The following is a 13,946-nucleotide window of genomic DNA, read 5'->3' as shown; positions in this document are numbered from 1 at the left end:
TCCCTAACAGGGTGGGGTGGGACGCGAAGGGCTGCTCATCGCCCGAGCACCGCGGAGCGGTGCGCCGCCGGCCGGGTGTTCACGGCGAGTTGGGCGGCCCGCAGGGCGCTGTTGATGGAGGTCTCGGCGAGGATGCCGGGGGCGGCGACGCTGTCGCCGGCCAGGTACACGCCGTCCCCGCGGTCGACGGCGGGCCTGTCCCGCCAGCTGAGGCCGGGCAGGTCCAGGGCGCCGGTGCGGCCGCGGGAGACGCCTTCGCGGCGCCACAGGAGGCGGGTGCGCCAGCCGGGGGTGGTCAGGTCGAAGAGTTTCTCCAGCCGGGCCAGGGCGTCGGCCTTCGACTCGCCGGGCCGCAGCGGCATCTGTCCCTGGAACAGGGCCTGGCCCTTGGGGGCGAGGGAGGGGTCGTGGTCGGAGTACTGGGAGGTGAAGCCGCCCTCGTCCATGTCGAAGGAGACGTTGCCGTCCTTCTTGGAGTGGGTGACGGCCATGTCCAGCAGGGCGGCGGTGCCGCTGGGCCATTCAAGGCCGGGGTCGCCGAGCAGGCTGCGTGCGGAGGCCAGCGAGGTCGCCACGATCACCGGTCCGCCGGCGGGCAGTTCGCTCAGCCGTGAGCCGGTCTCGATGACCACGCCGCGGGCGCGGGCGACGCGTTCCATGCGGGCGATCAGCGCGCCCCAGCCGCCGATGAAGTAGCGGCTGGGCAGCGGGAAGCGGGGGGTGCCCACGCGCAGCAGCCGCTCCCACACGAAGGCCGCCGACAGCCGTCCGGGGTCGCCGTCGAAGAGGATCGGGCCGAGGAAGCCGAGGGCCTCGTTCACGGTCTGCTGGGCGAAGCGTTCACTGGCCCAGTCCTGGAAGGAGCGGTCGACGGGCACCTCGATGCCGCGGTGGCGCCAGGTCATCTTCATGTAGCCGGACGGCAGGGTCATCCGCAGCCGGCCCTGGTGGCGAAAGCGCATCCGGGTCCACTCGTGGAAGGACAGCCGCACGTAGCGGCCGGCCAGTCCGCGCTGCAGCAGCCAGTGCCAGGCGTCGCCGTTGTCGAAGAAGGTGTGCGGCCCGTCGTTGGTGACGTAGGGGCCGGCGGCCGAGCGGGCGCGGCCGCCGGTGTGGGAGTGGGCCTCGTGGACGGTGACGCGGGCGCCCTGTTCGGCGGCGGAGATCGCCGCGGTCAGGCCGGCCAGTCCGCCGCCGATGATCGTGATGTTCGCCATGGTTATCGCACTCACTTCGCCTTCGAGGGCCCGCGGGCCGGGGTCGGGGGTCAGCCGTCGAGGGTGGCCATGGCACCGACGGGGTAGCGGTCGCCCGCCGTGGAACCGTGGGGGGCGATCTCGTCGAGGGCCGCGAGGTCCTCCGCGCTCAGTTCGACGGCACAGGCGGCGAGGTTCTCTTCCAGGTAGGTGACACGTTTGGTGCCGGGGATGGCGACGACGTCGTCGCCCTGGGCGAGCACCCAGGCCAGCGCGAGCTGTCCGGCGGTGATCTTCTTGGCGGCGGCCAGCGCCTGCAGCCGCTCCACGATGTGCAGGTTCGTCTCGAGGTTGCCCTGCTGGAAGCGGGGCACGACGCGGCGGAAGTCGTGTTCGGCGAGGGCGTCGAGGCTGCGGATGGCTCCGGTGAGCAGGCCGCGGCCCAGCGGGCTGTAGCCGACGAAGCCGATGCCCAGCTCGCGGACGGCCGCAAGGACGCCGTTGGCCTCGACGTCGCGGGTGGACAGGGAGTACTCGGTCTGTACGGCGGTGAGCGGGTGCACGGCGTGGGCGCGGCGGATGGTGGCGGCGGACGCCTCGCAGATGCCGAGGTGGCGGACCTTGCCGGCGGTGACGAGGTCGGCGAGTGCGCCGGTGGATTCCTCGACGGGGACGGCGGGGTCGACGCGGTGCAGGTAGTACAGGTCGAGGCGGTCGGTGCCCAGCCGGCGCAGGGTGGCGTCGATGGAGGTGCGGATGTAGTCGGGGCGGCCGTTGAGGCGGCCGGTGATGGTGCCGTCGGCGGTGACCTCGTTGCCGACCTTGGAGGAGACGGTGATGCTGTCGCGGCGGCCGGCGATGACGCGGGCGACGAACTCCTCGTTGCTGTGCGGGCCGTAGAAGTCCGCGGTGTCCAGGAGGTTCACGCCCAGTTCCAGGGCGCGGTGCGCGGTGCGCAGGGCCTCCTGGTCGTCGGCGGGCCCGTAGGCGAAGGTCATGCCCATGCAGCCGAGTCCCTGCTCGGAGACCTCCAGCCCCTGGCTGCCGAGTTTTCGTTGCCGCATCATCGGTTCCTTCCTGAGCCGTGCACGGGGCGGTTGTCGTCTAGCAGTGACCGTCTAGCAGTGGCTGTCTAGCAGTGACAGTGTCGGTGTCTTTGCTAGAGAAGTGGTGGGGTGCCGGTCCCCCGGTGCTCGCACGGCCCGTCAGTCGGCGGTGGTCAGTTCGCTGGTGACGGACATCCAGGTGTGGCCCTGGCGGGCGGCGTTGGCGGCCAGGTGGGTCCACGGGTCGGTGCCCAGCACCGCGGCCGCTTCCTGGCGCAGCCAGGAGTCGAAGGGGTCGGCGGAGGCCGCCAGCCGGCGGGCGGCGCCCTGCGGGTCGCGGGCCTCGATCCGGTGGACCAGCACGTCCTGGCCGCCCAGGGGCTGGAGGGCGAAGGACTCCTGGAGGATGCCCGCGCGGCGCCGGGAGGCCTCGTAGGCGCGCAGCCGCGCTCCGGTGAGCTCGGCCTGAAGGGCGCGCCAGGCGCCGGCGGCGCCGGGCGGCAGGGGCAGCAGGGCGCCGGCGCTCGTGACGGTGCGGCGGGCCGCGGTGCGGGCGGCGTTGCGGGCGGCGGGGGCGAGCCGGCGCAGGCCGAGGACGGCCAGCATGTTGGACTCCACGCCGATGCCCCAGCGTTCGGCGATCAGGCCGTCGGCCAGCAGCCGCCACACCACGACACCGGTGAACTCGATGGCCTGTCCGGTGGGCGGCGCGCCGAGGAAGTCGCCGAGGTGGGTGCCGCGCCAGGTGTTGTGGATGACGACGTGGTCGCCGTGGGCGCTCATGTCCTCGATGGTCACGTGCAGGTCGGGGAAGCCCTCGCGCAGGCCGGCGATGGTGTAGCGGACGCCTTCGAGGCCTTCGGGGGCGCCGGGCAGCGGCTGGTGGTCGACCATGTGGGGGCTGTAGATCTCGTCGACGACGGAGAAGTCGCCCTGGTTGACGAAGGCGTCGAAGACCCGGCGGATGGTCTTCTTGTTGCGTTCCTCCACGCTGCGGGCGGTGCGCTCCGTCTCTTGTATCGACACGTTCTCTCGTCCTTCGTCTCGGCGCCCCGCGGGTGCGGGGGCGCAGGTCACAGGGGGCGGCGTGCGGGGGGCGCGGGGCGGGTCAGCGGCCGGGGAAGGGGGCGTCCCAGGTGAGGGTGAGGCCCGCGTACAGGTAGCGGCTGGCCTCGATGGCCAGCAGCAGGACGGTGTCGCCGGGGCGGATGCGGCCCTCGCGCCAGCCGGCGTCGAGGGCGAGGGGGACGGCGGCGGAGCCGGTGGCGCCGACGTCGGTGAGGTTCTCCACGATGGTCTTGCTCAGGGTGGCCTGGTCGGCGGCCGACAGCCCGGCGGCGGCGTACTCGCTCGCGAAGTACTCGGCGTTGCCCTCGGGCAGCACGCACGCGTCGAGGTCGGCCAGGGCCAGGCGGGAGCGGGTGAGCAGGTCGTGGATGCCCTCGACGAACACGCGGGGGCCGAACTGGGCGGTGCCGGGGATGTCGAGGCGGATGTCCATCAGGCGGGGGCGGCGCTGCTGTTCGGCGAGGGGGGCGTCGGTGCCGCCGCCGACGATGAGCATGCCGGGTTTGCGGGCGCCGCCCAGGGAGCGGGTGGCGAAGACGGGGCGCGGGCGGCCGTGGGCGGAGCCCTCCTCGCCGGCGCGCAGCACCAGGGCGCCGGCGCCGTCGCCGAAGGTGTAGACGGTCAGCCGGTCGCGCATCCGTACGCGTTCGGGGTCGCGGCCCAGGAAGACGGGGGCCAGCAGCGGGGAGACGGCTTCGGCGCCGATGACCAGGGCGGTGGTGTAGGTGCCGTCGGCGAGCAGGCGGCGGGCGATGTCGTGGGCCTGGACGGCGCCCACGCAGCCGGCGCGGACCTCGATGACCGCGCAGCCCTCCAGGCCGAGCTGCTGCTGGACGTAGGTGGCGGCGACGGGCAGGAGGTAGTCGGGGCTGGCGGTGGACAGGACGATCAGGTCGATCTCGCCGGCCTGGACGCCGGCCCGCTCCAGGGCCTGGCGGGCGGCGGCGGTGGCCATCTGCGAGGTGCTGGTGGTGTGGGCGCCGGTGGCCGGGTCGACCATCCAGTGCCGGCGCTGGACCTGGATGCCGTCCAGGACGTCGGCGGGCAGCGGGCCGCAGAAGCGGGCCAGGGTGTCGTTGTCGAGGGCCTCGCCCGGCAGGTGGGCGCCGGTGGCCAGGACCGAGACATGGCGTGCGCGGGGTTCGGCGGGCGGGGCCGGCGGGGTGTGGGGCATGGTCAGTTCTCCGTTGCGGGACGCAGGACGAGGCTGATGTGGGTGCCGCCGAGTGAGGAGCTGTTGATGAGCACCGGCCCGGCCGGGATGCCGCTTGCCGGGGTGCTCCAGGCGGTGAGGGCGAGGAGGGCGGCCAGCTGGGCGCCCGCGCCGACCGGTTCGCCCAGGGTCTGTTTGGGGGTGTGCACCGGGCAGCCGGCCTCGGCGGCCAGCCGGCCGGTGGCGAGGGCCTCGGGGCCGTCGGCGCGGGTGAGGCCGGCGGCGTTGGCCCAGATGCCGGTCAGCTCGCCGGGGGTGAGGCCGGCGTGGGCGAGGGCGGCGCGCATGGCGCGCTCGACGCCCTCGCCCTCGGCATTCCAGCGGCCGATGCCGGCCGCGTCGCCGGCGGCGGCGTGGCCGGCGAACTCGGCCAGGATGCGGGCGCCGCGGGCGCGGGCGCTGGATTCGCGTTCCAGGACGAGGGCGATGCCGGCCTCGGCCAGGGTGTAGCCGGTGTCGTCGAACAGCGGCAGCCCGCGGTAGGCGGCCAGCACGCCCGGGGAGAGGTCCTCGACCGCCGGGCACAGCACCGCCTCGGCGCGGTGCTGCAGCAGCAGGTCGTGGGCGACGGTCAGGGCGGAGGCGCCGGCGGCGTGGCCGGTGGTGACGGTGGAGGTGGGGCCCTTGGCGCCGACGTGCATGGCGACCTGGCCGGCGGCGGCGTTGAAGACGGTGTTGGGGAAGACGGCGGGGCTGCCGTGGGCGGGGCAGCCGCCCAGCACCGGCAGCAGGAAGTCCTCGATGCTGCGCATCGGGCCCAGTCCGGTGCCCAGGACGACCCCGGTGTGCTCGTCGGCCTTGAGGCCGGCGTGGGCGAGGGCGGCGCGGCAGGAGGCGACGGCCAGCTGGGAGAGGCGGTCCATGCGGCGCCGGTCGCGGGCGCCGATGTGGGCGGCGGGGTCGAAGACGGCGCGGGCGACGCGCAGGCCGTCCTCGTCGGTGCCCAGCCGCCGCCCCTGCCGCCAGGCGTCCCACAGCGCTTGAAGGCCTTCGCCGGCGGGGGTGAGGGCGGCGCCCCCGGTGATGACGACCTTCTCGGCGGCGGGCGGGGCGGGGACGGTGAAGCGCCGTCCGGAGGGCCAGCCGAAGGCGACGCAGGCATTCGCGCCGGCGAAGGCGAAGTTGTTGGACAGGGCGGCGTTCATGGCCAGTTCGCGGCCGGTGTCGGGGACCGCGTCCAGCCCGCACTTGGGGTCGGTGCCGGTGAAGTTGGCGGTCGGCGGGGCGGTCTGTTCGACCAGGGCCTTGACGGTGACGATGGCCTCGACCGCGCCGGCCGCGCCCAGCAGGTGGCCGATCATCGACTTGGAGCTGCTCAGGGCGGTCTTCTGGGCGGCCTCGCCGAACGCGGCGCGTACCGCGTTGGACTCGGCGGAGTCGTTCTTGGGGGTGCCGGTGCCGTGGCCGTTGATGTAGCCGACGTCCCCCGGGGTGATGCCGGCGGCCTTCAGGGCGCCGCGGATGGCGCGGGCGGCTCCTTCGCCCTCGGGGTGCGGGGCGGTGGCGTGGTAGCCGTCGGCGGACAGGCCGTAGCCCAGGACCTCCGCCAGGACGGGGGCGCCCGCGGCGCGGGCCACCGACTCCTCGGCCAGCACCAGCATGCCCGCGCCCTCGCCCAGGGACAGCCCGTCGCGGTCCTTGGAGTAGGGGGCGGCGGGTTTGGTGGACAGCGACTGGAGGCTGGTGAAGCCGGCGAACGCGGTCTCGGTGAAGGCGTCGCTGCCGCCGGCGAGCATCGCGTCCGCGCGGCCTGCGGCGATCGCCTCGGCGGCGTGCGCGATGGCGTGCGCGCCCGAGGCGCAGGCGGTGTTGACGGACAGGGCCGGCCCCTTGAGAGCGAAGGCGGCGCTGAGTGCCTCGGCGATGGCCTGCGGCGGGACCAGCAGGTAGTGCAGGGCGTCGTCGGGCAGGGCGGTGCCCTCGCGGCTGCGGCGGGCGAGTTTCTCGGCGCTGCGCAGGCCGCCGTTGCAGGAGCCGAACGCCACCCCCCAGCGTTCGGCGGGCAGGCCCATGAGGCCCGCCTCCTGGAGGGCTTCGGCGGCGGCGGTCAGCGCGAAGTCGACGGCCGGTTCCCGCTCGCTGCCGCCGAAGGCGGCCAGGTAGTCGTAGGCGGGCCGGGGCAGGGGGGGCACTTCGCCGCCGATGGCCGTGCCGTAGCCGTCCATCGGCATGCCGGTGACCGGGCCGATGGCCGAATGCCCGGCCCGGATGCCCTCCCACAGCGCGGCGGCGCCCTCGCCCTGGGCGGTCACGGCGCCGACACCGCAGACCACCACGGTCCGGGGCCGGGCCGCGGTGTCCGGCCGTACGGCGCGGTCGTGGACGTCGGTCATGGCCGCACTCCTTTCGGATATGGCGGGTGTTGCGGGTGTGTCGGTCATGAGGTCCGTCCCAGGGCGAGGGCGACGGCCTGGCCCTCCAGGCCGCGGGCCAGGGCCAGGGCGCTGTCGGGCCGGGTGTGGCGGGGGGTGAGGGGGACGTAGTCGAGGTCGCACTCGGCGGCGGGGTGGTGGAGGTTGAGGGTGGCGGGCACGGTGCCGCTGTCCAGGGCGAGGGCGGCAACGGCCGCGTTCAGCGCGCCGGCGCCGCCGACGAGGTGTCCGGTCTGCGGTTTGACGCTGCTGATCTGGGCGGACTTGGCGGCCGTGCCGAGGGCGTCGTGCAGGGCGACGGTCTCGCTGGCGTCGCCCTGCAGGGTGGCGCAGCCGTGCGCGGCGATGTAGCTGCCGTCGGGGAAGGGCCGTGCGGCATCGGCGAGGGCGCGGCCGATGGCGCGGGCCAGGCCGCGGGCGCGGGGCTGGGGGCTGGGCGGGCGGACGCAGTCGTTGCCGGCGCCGAAGCCGGTGATCTCGGCGTAGCAGCGGGCGCCGCGGGCCAGGGCGTGTTCGCGTTCCTCCAGGACCAGGAGGGCGGCGCCCTCGCCGAAGACCGAGCCGGAGCGGTCGCGGTCGAAGGGCCTGAAGGCCTCGGCGCCCAGGTCGGTGCGGGTGCTCAGGACGCCCAGGCCGTCCATCTTGGACATCGCCCACCAGCCGGTGGCGTCGTCGTAGCCGCCCGCGAGCACGAGGTCGGCCTCGCCGCGGCGTACGGTGCGCATGCCCCGGCCGATCGCCATCGCGCCGGAGTCGGCGGTGCCGGCGAAGTAGGCGTTGGCGCCGCGGATGCCGTACTTCTCGGAGATGTGGAAGGCGGCGGCGGGCTGCAGTCCCTCGACGAAGAACAGCGGGGCGATCACCGAGGAGGCGCTCTGCCCGAGCTGGTGCAGGTCGGGGGTGCCGTCGTCGGCGCGGACGGCCTGCAGCTGGGCGATGAGCTCGTCCATGCGGGGCATTTCCTTGTTGCTGCCCAGGAACAGGCCCGTGCGGTGGCCCAGGTCGCTCCCGTCGTCCAGGCCCGCATCTTGCAGGGCGAGGGTGGCGCCGGCCAGGGCGAGCTGGTCGCCGCGGCACAGCATGCGCAGGGTGCGGCGAGAGGCCCACTGGGCGGGGGTGAAGGAGGGGATCTCGGCGCCGATGCCGGTGCGCAGCGGGGCGGGGTCGTAGGCGCGCAGCGGTCCGATGCCGCAGCGGCCCTCCAGCAGGCTGTGCCAGGTCTCGGCGGCGCTCTGGCCGATCGCGGTCATCAGGCCGATGCCGGTGACCATCACGCGGCGGCGCTGCTCGCTCATGCTGTGCCCTCCCGGGTCGTCTCGTCGCTGACCAGGGCCAGGACGCGGGCGGTGGCGACCACCCGGCCGCCGGCCCGGGCGGTGGCCCGGCACTCGGTGCGGTGCGGGCCGTGAGCGGTCACCTCGACGGTGAGGTGGACCTGGTCGCCGGGGCCGACGAAGTGCTTGAAGCGCACGCCGCGCACGGCGGCCAGGCGCCAGGTGCCGGGGCCCGCGGCGGTGCGGGCGAGCGCGGCCATGCTCTCCAGCAGCAGCACGCCGGGCAGCACGGGGTGGCGCGGGAAGTGGTCGGTGAAGCAGGTCAGGGTGGCGGGCACGTTGCGCACGGCCGCCGCCCGCTCGCCGACGACGGCCTCCAGCAGCCGGTCGAACCCGCCCAGCCCGCCACCGGGCACGGCGGCGGCCGTGGAACCCGCGCCGGCAACGGGGCCGGCCGTGACCGTCGTTAAGCCCGCGGCGGAGACGGGGCCGGTCGTGACCGTCGTTAAGCCCGCGGCGGCGACGGGGCCGGCCGTGACGGCCGTGGGTCCCGCGCCGGATCCAGGGGCAGGTGCGGGTCCCGCGGCGGGGACAGGGGCGGGGGCGGGTCCCGCGGCGGGGACGGTGGTGGTCATGTGTCCTCCCGCGGGGCGCCGACGACGAGGCTGGTGTTGCTGCCGCCGAACGCGAACGCGTTGATCAGGGCCGCCGCCACCGGCATCGGGCGGGCGGTGTGCGGCACGTAGTCGAGGTCCAGGCCGCGGTCGGGCCGCTCGAGGTTGACGGTGGGCGGGACCAGGGAGTGGCGGATCGCGCCGAGCGCGGCCAGCACGCCCAGGCCCAGGCTGGCGGAGGTGAGGTGGCCGGCCATCGACTTGGGGGCGCTGACCACCAGACGGCGGGCGTCGTCGGCGAAGACCTTCTTGATGGCGACCGTCTCGGACTGGTCGTTGCCGTGGGTGCTGGTGCCGTGCGCGACGACGTAGTCGATGCCGGCGGTGCCCAGCCCGGATTCGCCGATCGCCGCCTCCATGGCCTGGACGGCGCCGGAGCCGTCCGGCGGGGAGTCGGTGATGCGCCAGGCGTTGAGGGTGGAGCCGTAGCCGAGGACCTCGCCCAGAACGGGCGCGCCGCGCTCGCGGGCGGCGTCGAGGTCTTCGAGGACGACGGCGACGGCGCCCTCGCCGATCACGAAGCCGGAGCGGTCGGCGTCGAAGGGCCGCGAGGCGTGCTCGGGATCGTCGTTGTGACGGTCGGTCAGCGCGCCCAGCAGACTGAAACCGAGCAGGTCGAGCCAGGTGGTCAGGGAGTCGTAGCCGCCGGCGACCATCAGCCGGGCGTCGCCCTCCTGGATGGCGCGGTAGGCCTCCCCGATGGCGTGCCCGGAGCCGGAGCAGGCGGTGGAGATCCCGATCATCGGCCCGGTCGCCGACATCATCCGGGCCATCGCGCTGAGCGGCACGTTCTGGTCGTCGGTGAGGGTGACGGCCGGGGGGTGGCACAAGAACGCGTCCGCGCGGCCGGTGGTGGCGCGCAGGTGGCCGACGTCCAGGAGGGCCTGCAGTTCGGGGCGGCCGACGCTCGCGCCCATCGCCACCCCGCGCTCGCCGAAGTCGTACACCTCCTCCCCCAGGTCCTCGGCCCGCGCGGAGCGCAGCGCCTCCCAGGCGGCCGCGACACCGAACAGGCCCACCCGGGAGAGGTGTTTGCGCCCGATGCGGGCCGGGATCGCCGCGGCCGGGTCGAAGTCCTTGACCTGGGCGGCGATACGGACCGGGAAGCCGGCCGCGTCGAAGGTGGTCAGCGGCCCGACGCCGCTGCGGCCGGCGGCCAGGCCCTGCCAGGTGGTGGCGGCGTCGTTGCCCAGCGGGGTGACGGCGCCGACGCCGGTGATGGCTACTCGGGTCATCCCACCGGCCCCCCGCCCTGCAGCTGGTGCGCCATGCGCCGGGTGGCGGCCGGGTCCTCGAGGCGTTCGGCGTCGATGAGCGCGCACAGGATGCCGCTCGCCTCAAGGACGTTCTCGCCGTCCACGGTGACGGTGCCGTCCAGCAGGGCGGCCTCCTCGGTCATCGACTCGACGGTGGCGTGCATGCGCAGCACCTCGCCGGGGCGCACCGGGCGGTGCGCGGTGGCCTCGCCGACCGCCAGCAGCGCGGCGCGCAGCCGGTGGTCGGTGGAGAGCATGATCAGCCAGGTGGCGGACTGGCACAGGGCCTCCAGGGCCAGCCCGAAGGGCAGCACGGGTCCGTCGCCGGTGTCCTGCCAGTAGGTCTCCTCGGCGGAGGTGACCTTGCGCGCGGTGATGTGCTCGCGGGGCGCGCAGGTCTCGATCCGGTCGATCAGATGGAATCGCATCGTCGTCTCTTCTTCCGTTCCCTCGCGCGTCCGTTACGGGCGGCCGATGCCGAGCTGGGCGGAGAACCCGCCGTCCACGCAGAGCAGTTCGCCGGTGGTGTAGCCGGAGTCGGGGCCGGCCAGGAACACCGCGGCCGCGGCGACCTGACCGGCGGTGGCGAACCGGCGCAGCGGGATCTGCCGCTTGATGCTCTTGCCGCCGTCGCGCTGCAGCACGCCGTCCACGAGTTCGGTCGGGGTGAACCCGGCCAGGACCGCGTTGACCCGTATGCCGAAGCGGGCGAGTTCGACGGCGGCGCAGCGGGTGAAGGAGTTCAGTGCGCCCTTGGAGGCCGAGTAGTTGGCCTGGCCGATCCAGCCGCGTTCGCCCATCGCGGAGGAGATGTTGACGATGGTGGCGTCGCCGCGGGCCATGAACTGTTCCAGGACGGCGTGGGTGCAGTGCCAGGCGCCGCCGAAGTTGGTCTTCATGACGTTCAGCCAGGCGTCCGGCGGCGCGTCGTAGATGAGGCCGTCGTCGCTGGTGCCCGCGTTGTTGACGAGGATGTCGAGGGGGCCCAGGAGGCGGGTGGCCTCCTGCACCAGGCGGGCGGCCTGCTGCGGGTCGGCGACGTCGGCGCCGACGGCCGCGGCCCGGCCGCCCGCCGTCTCGATCTCCTTGACGACCGCGGCGGCGTCCTCCTGGCGGGAGCGGTAGTTGACGGCGACGGCCGCCCCCTGCTCGGCCAGGGCCAGGGCGATGGCCCGGCCGATGCCGCGTGAGGCACCGGTGACCAGGGCGGTGCGGTCCTTCAGCTTCATCTGTCTCTTCCCGTTTCTGCTACGAGGGGGCGGTGGCCGGCCGGGGCCCGCGCGGGCGGGAGGGGCGGCGGGGGTGCGGGACGCCGTTGGCCCGCACCGCCACCGGCCCCGGGGGGAGGGGTCCGGGTTCAGGCGGCGTGCTGGGCCGCGGCCCGCTCGGTCAGCAGGTCGGTGAGGTTCTGCACGGTGAACAGGCCCAGCACGCCCTCGGCGGTCAGCGGCTCGCTGAGCTGGCTGCGGTCGAACTGCGGCAGGACCTTCTCCAGGTGGGTGAGGCCGGTGTCGTTGACGACCTCGTTCTCGTCGCCGAACTCCTCGTCGGGGATGCCGCCCTGCAGCAGGGCGGCGATGTCGGCCACGGTGATCTTCACCTTGGTGGCGCGCTCGATACGGAAGAGGATGTCGAGCAGGTCGATCGACTCGGCACCCAGCTGCCCGAGCAGGGTCGCCTCGGGCACGGCCTCGGCCTCGTCGATGCCCAGGGCGTCGGCGATGGCGGCCTGGACCGCGGAGAAGTAGTCGGTCGAGGTGGGGGTCAGGGTTTCGGACACCGTTGGCTGCCTTTCAGATGGGTCGTTCCGCCGGTACCGGCCCGGGGGCCCGCACCGGACGGACGGGAGAGGAAAAAGAAGAGAAGAGACAGGGAAGGGAAGAGAGGCGGAGGCAAGAGGGGCGGAGGGAAGAGGGGCGGAGACGGGAAGGGGCTGGACGGGCGGGGGCACGGGGGCGCTGAGGGGGCTGGGACCAGGGCCGGCGGGAGCCGGCGGGAGCGGGAGTGGGCGGTGGGGCGGGCGGGGGCCGGTCCGCGCGCCGGGTCAGGCGGCGGCGCCGGGGGCGGGCTCCTGCCCGAGCTCGCGCAGCAGTGCGGAGATCCGGCGCGCGTCGTGGGTGCTGCGCACCACGGAGTGGACGCCGGTGCGGTTGGCGAAGCCGCTGAGCACCCGGCCGGGACCGACCTCCAGGCAGCCGCCCACGGGGTGCGCGGCCACGGCGCCCAGCACGTCCACCCACCGCACCGGCCCGGCCAGCTGACGGCGCAGCAGATCGCGGGCGTGGCCGCCGTCGCGCACCAGGGTGCCGGTCACCGAGCTGATCACGGGCAGCCGGGGCGCGCTGAAGCGCACGCGCTCCAGTTCGGCGGCGAACTCGTCCTCGATCGCCCGCATCAGGGAGCAGTGGAAGGGTGCCGAGACCTTCAGCGCCACCGCCCGTTCGGCGCCCGCGGCCAGCGCCCGGCGGGCGGCCTCCTCGACCGCGGGGCGCTGCCCGGAGATCACGCTCTGGCCCGGCTCGTTGTAGTTGGCGATCTCCACCACGCCCAGCGGGGCGCAGTCCGCGCAGATCTCCTCGATCCGGGCGGCGCCAAGGCCCAGTACGGCCGTCATCGCCCCGCCGGCCCGGCGGGAGACCCCCGCCATCAGCTCGCCCCGGCGGCGCACCAGCCGCAGCGCCTGATCAGCCTCCAGGACCCCGGCGGCCACCAGCGCGGGGTACTCCCCCAGGCTGTGCCCGGCCACCACGGCGGGCACGAAACCCGCCTCCTCGCGCAGTATCTGAAGGACCGCGAGGCTGGTGGCGACGATGGCGGGCTGGGCGATCTCGGTCGGGGCCAGCTCCTCCTCCGGCGCGGTGCTGCACAGCGCGGTCAGCGGCAGGCCGGTCGCGTCCTCGGCGCGGGCCAGGACGCGTCCGGCGGTGCGGGGGTGTTCACGCAGCAGATGCCCGGCCATGCCCGCGCGCTGCGAGCCCTGCCCGGGAAACATCGTGAAGAGATTGTCGATCATCCCCGTTCCTGCCTCACTGAGTTGTCGGAAGAACTGCCGGAAGAGCGGGTGGAAGAACTGTTGGAAGAACTGTTGGAAGAGCTGTTCACAGAGCCGGAGAAAGGTCATCGAGCCGTCGGCGAGCGGTGCCCGATTCTGTGAATCTGCCACGGGGTTCTGGCGCATTCCTTGAATGCGTCTGGACCGGCACTACGGCGCCCGGCAATCAGCCACTAACTTGCTGGCATGGTGAGGATGAGTGCAGACGAGCGGCGCCGGAGCGTCATCCGCGCGGCCGTGAGCGAATTCGCCCGGGGCGGGTACGACGGCACGTCCACCGAGGCCATCGCCCGGCGTGCGGGGGTGTCGCAGCCGTATCTCTTCCGGCTCTTCGCGGGCAAGCGGGCGCTCTTCCTCGCGGCGGCGCGGTGCTGCCTGGCCGACACCGCCCGGCTGTTCACCGAGGCCACCGAGGGCCTGGCGGGCGAGGAGGCGCTGCGCGCCATGGCCAACGCCTACACCCGCGTCATCGTCAAGGAGCCGGAGCGGCTGCTGATGCAGATGCAGGTGTACGTCGCGGTGGCGGCGGGCGAGGCGGACGGTGACGCGGCGTTCGGGGAGGCGGTGCGGGCCGAGTGGCGGCGGCTGTGGGAGACCGTCCACCGGCCGCTCGGCGCGGACACGGGCCAGACCACCACGTTCATGGCGTACGGGATGCTGGTCAACGTCCTGGTCTGCCTGGGGTTTCCGCCCGGGGACCCGCTCTGGGACGGGCTGTATCCGGCGGCGCGGGCCGGGGCGCGCCGGCCGGACGCCCTGCAGCGGCGCCCGGCGCCCGGCTGACGCCCGCCGGGC

Annotated in this window: 13 protein-coding genes; 1 reads left to right on the top strand and 12 read right to left on the bottom strand. The window is 74.5% G+C overall.

Annotated features, from left to right (window positions below):
• Positions 1-35: 35 nt before the first annotated feature.
• The 12 genes from ACFVWD_RS12540 to fabD form a co-directional block, all read right to left on the bottom strand.
• Positions 36-1,217, bottom strand: a complete 1,182-nt coding sequence (locus ACFVWD_RS12540) for an FAD-dependent oxidoreductase (RefSeq protein WP_389595599.1) — start codon at positions 1,215-1,217, stop codon at positions 36-38.
• Between the two features lie 50 nt (positions 1,218-1,267).
• Positions 1,268-2,260, bottom strand: coding sequence for an aldo/keto reductase (locus ACFVWD_RS12535; RefSeq protein ID WP_389595654.1), 993 nt, complete (start codon positions 2,258-2,260; stop codon positions 1,268-1,270).
• 141 nt (positions 2,261-2,401) lie between these two features.
• A complete protein-coding gene (locus ACFVWD_RS12530) occupies positions 2,402-3,268 on the bottom strand; it encodes an ester cyclase (RefSeq protein ID WP_389595598.1) in 867 nt (288 codons plus the stop codon).
• Positions 3,269-3,350: 82 nt separating this feature from the next.
• Positions 3,351-4,484 carry a 3-oxoacyl-ACP synthase III family protein gene (locus tag ACFVWD_RS12525; protein WP_389595596.1) on the bottom strand — a complete coding sequence of 378 codons (1,134 nt, stop codon included), beginning with the start codon at positions 4,482-4,484 and terminating at the stop codon, positions 3,351-3,353.
• 2 nt (positions 4,485-4,486) lie between these two features.
• Entirely contained in the window at positions 4,487-6,856 is a 2,370-nt protein-coding gene (locus ACFVWD_RS12520; protein ID WP_389595594.1) for a beta-ketoacyl synthase N-terminal-like domain-containing protein, read from the bottom strand.
• 44 nt (positions 6,857-6,900) lie between these two features.
• On the bottom strand, positions 6,901-8,190 hold the full coding sequence (locus ACFVWD_RS12515; protein WP_389595592.1) for a beta-ketoacyl-[acyl-carrier-protein] synthase family protein: 1,290 nt from the start codon (positions 8,188-8,190) through the stop codon (positions 6,901-6,903).
• Positions 8,187-8,804 carry a 3-hydroxyacyl-ACP dehydratase FabZ family protein gene (locus ACFVWD_RS12510; protein ID WP_389595590.1) on the bottom strand — a complete coding sequence of 206 codons (618 nt, stop codon included), beginning with the start codon at positions 8,802-8,804 and terminating at the stop codon, positions 8,187-8,189. Before ACFVWD_RS12510 ends, ACFVWD_RS12515 begins: the two co-directional genes overlap by 4 nt.
• A complete protein-coding gene (locus ACFVWD_RS12505) occupies positions 8,801-10,078 on the bottom strand; it encodes a beta-ketoacyl-[acyl-carrier-protein] synthase family protein (protein WP_389595588.1) in 1,278 nt (425 codons plus the stop codon). The genes ACFVWD_RS12510 and ACFVWD_RS12505 overlap by 4 nt, the downstream gene beginning before the upstream one ends.
• Positions 10,075-10,527: a 3-hydroxylacyl-ACP dehydratase gene (locus ACFVWD_RS12500; RefSeq protein WP_099938754.1), complete on the bottom strand. Its 453-nt coding sequence runs from the start codon at positions 10,525-10,527 to the stop codon at positions 10,075-10,077. Before ACFVWD_RS12500 ends, ACFVWD_RS12505 begins: the two co-directional genes overlap by 4 nt.
• A 33-nt stretch (positions 10,528-10,560) precedes the next feature.
• Positions 10,561-11,328 carry an SDR family NAD(P)-dependent oxidoreductase gene (locus ACFVWD_RS12495; protein ID WP_054229243.1) on the bottom strand — a complete coding sequence of 256 codons (768 nt, stop codon included), beginning with the start codon at positions 11,326-11,328 and terminating at the stop codon, positions 10,561-10,563.
• A gap of 128 nt (positions 11,329-11,456) precedes the next feature.
• Positions 11,457-11,879 (bottom strand): acyl carrier protein, encoded by a 423-nt coding sequence (locus ACFVWD_RS12490; RefSeq protein WP_225900738.1) that lies wholly within the window; start codon positions 11,877-11,879, stop codon positions 11,457-11,459.
• A gap of 264 nt (positions 11,880-12,143) precedes the next feature.
• A complete protein-coding gene (gene fabD / locus ACFVWD_RS12485; RefSeq protein ID WP_389595587.1) occupies positions 12,144-13,262 on the bottom strand; it encodes an ACP S-malonyltransferase in 1,119 nt (372 codons plus the stop codon).
• A 75-nt stretch (positions 13,263-13,337) separates the two neighbouring features.
• Here fabD and ACFVWD_RS12480 point away from each other — a divergent pair, with 75 nt between their 5' ends.
• Complete coding sequence (locus ACFVWD_RS12480) at positions 13,338-13,934, top strand: TetR/AcrR family transcriptional regulator (RefSeq protein ID WP_389595585.1); 597 nt, start codon at positions 13,338-13,340, stop codon at positions 13,932-13,934.
• Positions 13,935-13,946 lie beyond the last annotated feature (12 nt).

The organism is Streptomyces sp. NPDC058086, from assembly GCF_042885015.1.
GTDB lineage: Bacteria > Actinomycetota > Actinomycetes > Streptomycetales > Streptomycetaceae > Streptomyces.
Note: the sequence above shows the minus strand (reverse complement) of the source record. Positions and strands in the feature narration are given on the sequence as shown.

Bases quoted from the DNA above. Each gene is read 5' to 3' on its own strand.
- ACFVWD_RS12540 (WP_389595599.1), bottom strand. From the start codon at position 1,217: ATGGCGAACATCACGATCATCGGCGGCGGACTGGCCGGCCTGACCGCG.
- ACFVWD_RS12535 (WP_389595654.1), bottom strand. From the start codon at position 2,260: ATGCGGCAACGAAAACTCGGCAGCCAGGGGCTGGAGGTCTCCGAGCAG.
- ACFVWD_RS12525 (WP_389595596.1), bottom strand. From the start codon at position 4,484: ATGCCCCACACCCCGCCGGCCCCGCCCGCCGAACCCCGCGCACGCCAT.
- ACFVWD_RS12520 (WP_389595594.1), bottom strand. From the start codon at position 6,856: ATGACCGACGTCCACGACCGCGCCGTACGGCCGGACACCGCGGCCCGG.
- ACFVWD_RS12515 (WP_389595592.1), bottom strand. From the start codon at position 8,190: ATGAGCGAGCAGCGCCGCCGCGTGATGGTCACCGGCATCGGCCTGATG.
- ACFVWD_RS12510 (WP_389595590.1), bottom strand. From the start codon at position 8,804: ATGACCACCACCGTCCCCGCCGCGGGACCCGCCCCCGCCCCTGTCCCC.
- ACFVWD_RS12505 (WP_389595588.1), bottom strand. From the start codon at position 10,078: ATGACCCGAGTAGCCATCACCGGCGTCGGCGCCGTCACCCCGCTGGGC.
- ACFVWD_RS12500 (WP_099938754.1), bottom strand. From the start codon at position 10,527: ATGCGATTCCATCTGATCGACCGGATCGAGACCTGCGCGCCCCGCGAG.
- ACFVWD_RS12495 (WP_054229243.1), bottom strand. From the start codon at position 11,328: ATGAAGCTGAAGGACCGCACCGCCCTGGTCACCGGTGCCTCACGCGGC.
- ACFVWD_RS12480 (WP_389595585.1), top strand. From the start codon at position 13,338: ATGGTGAGGATGAGTGCAGACGAGCGGCGCCGGAGCGTCATCCGCGCG.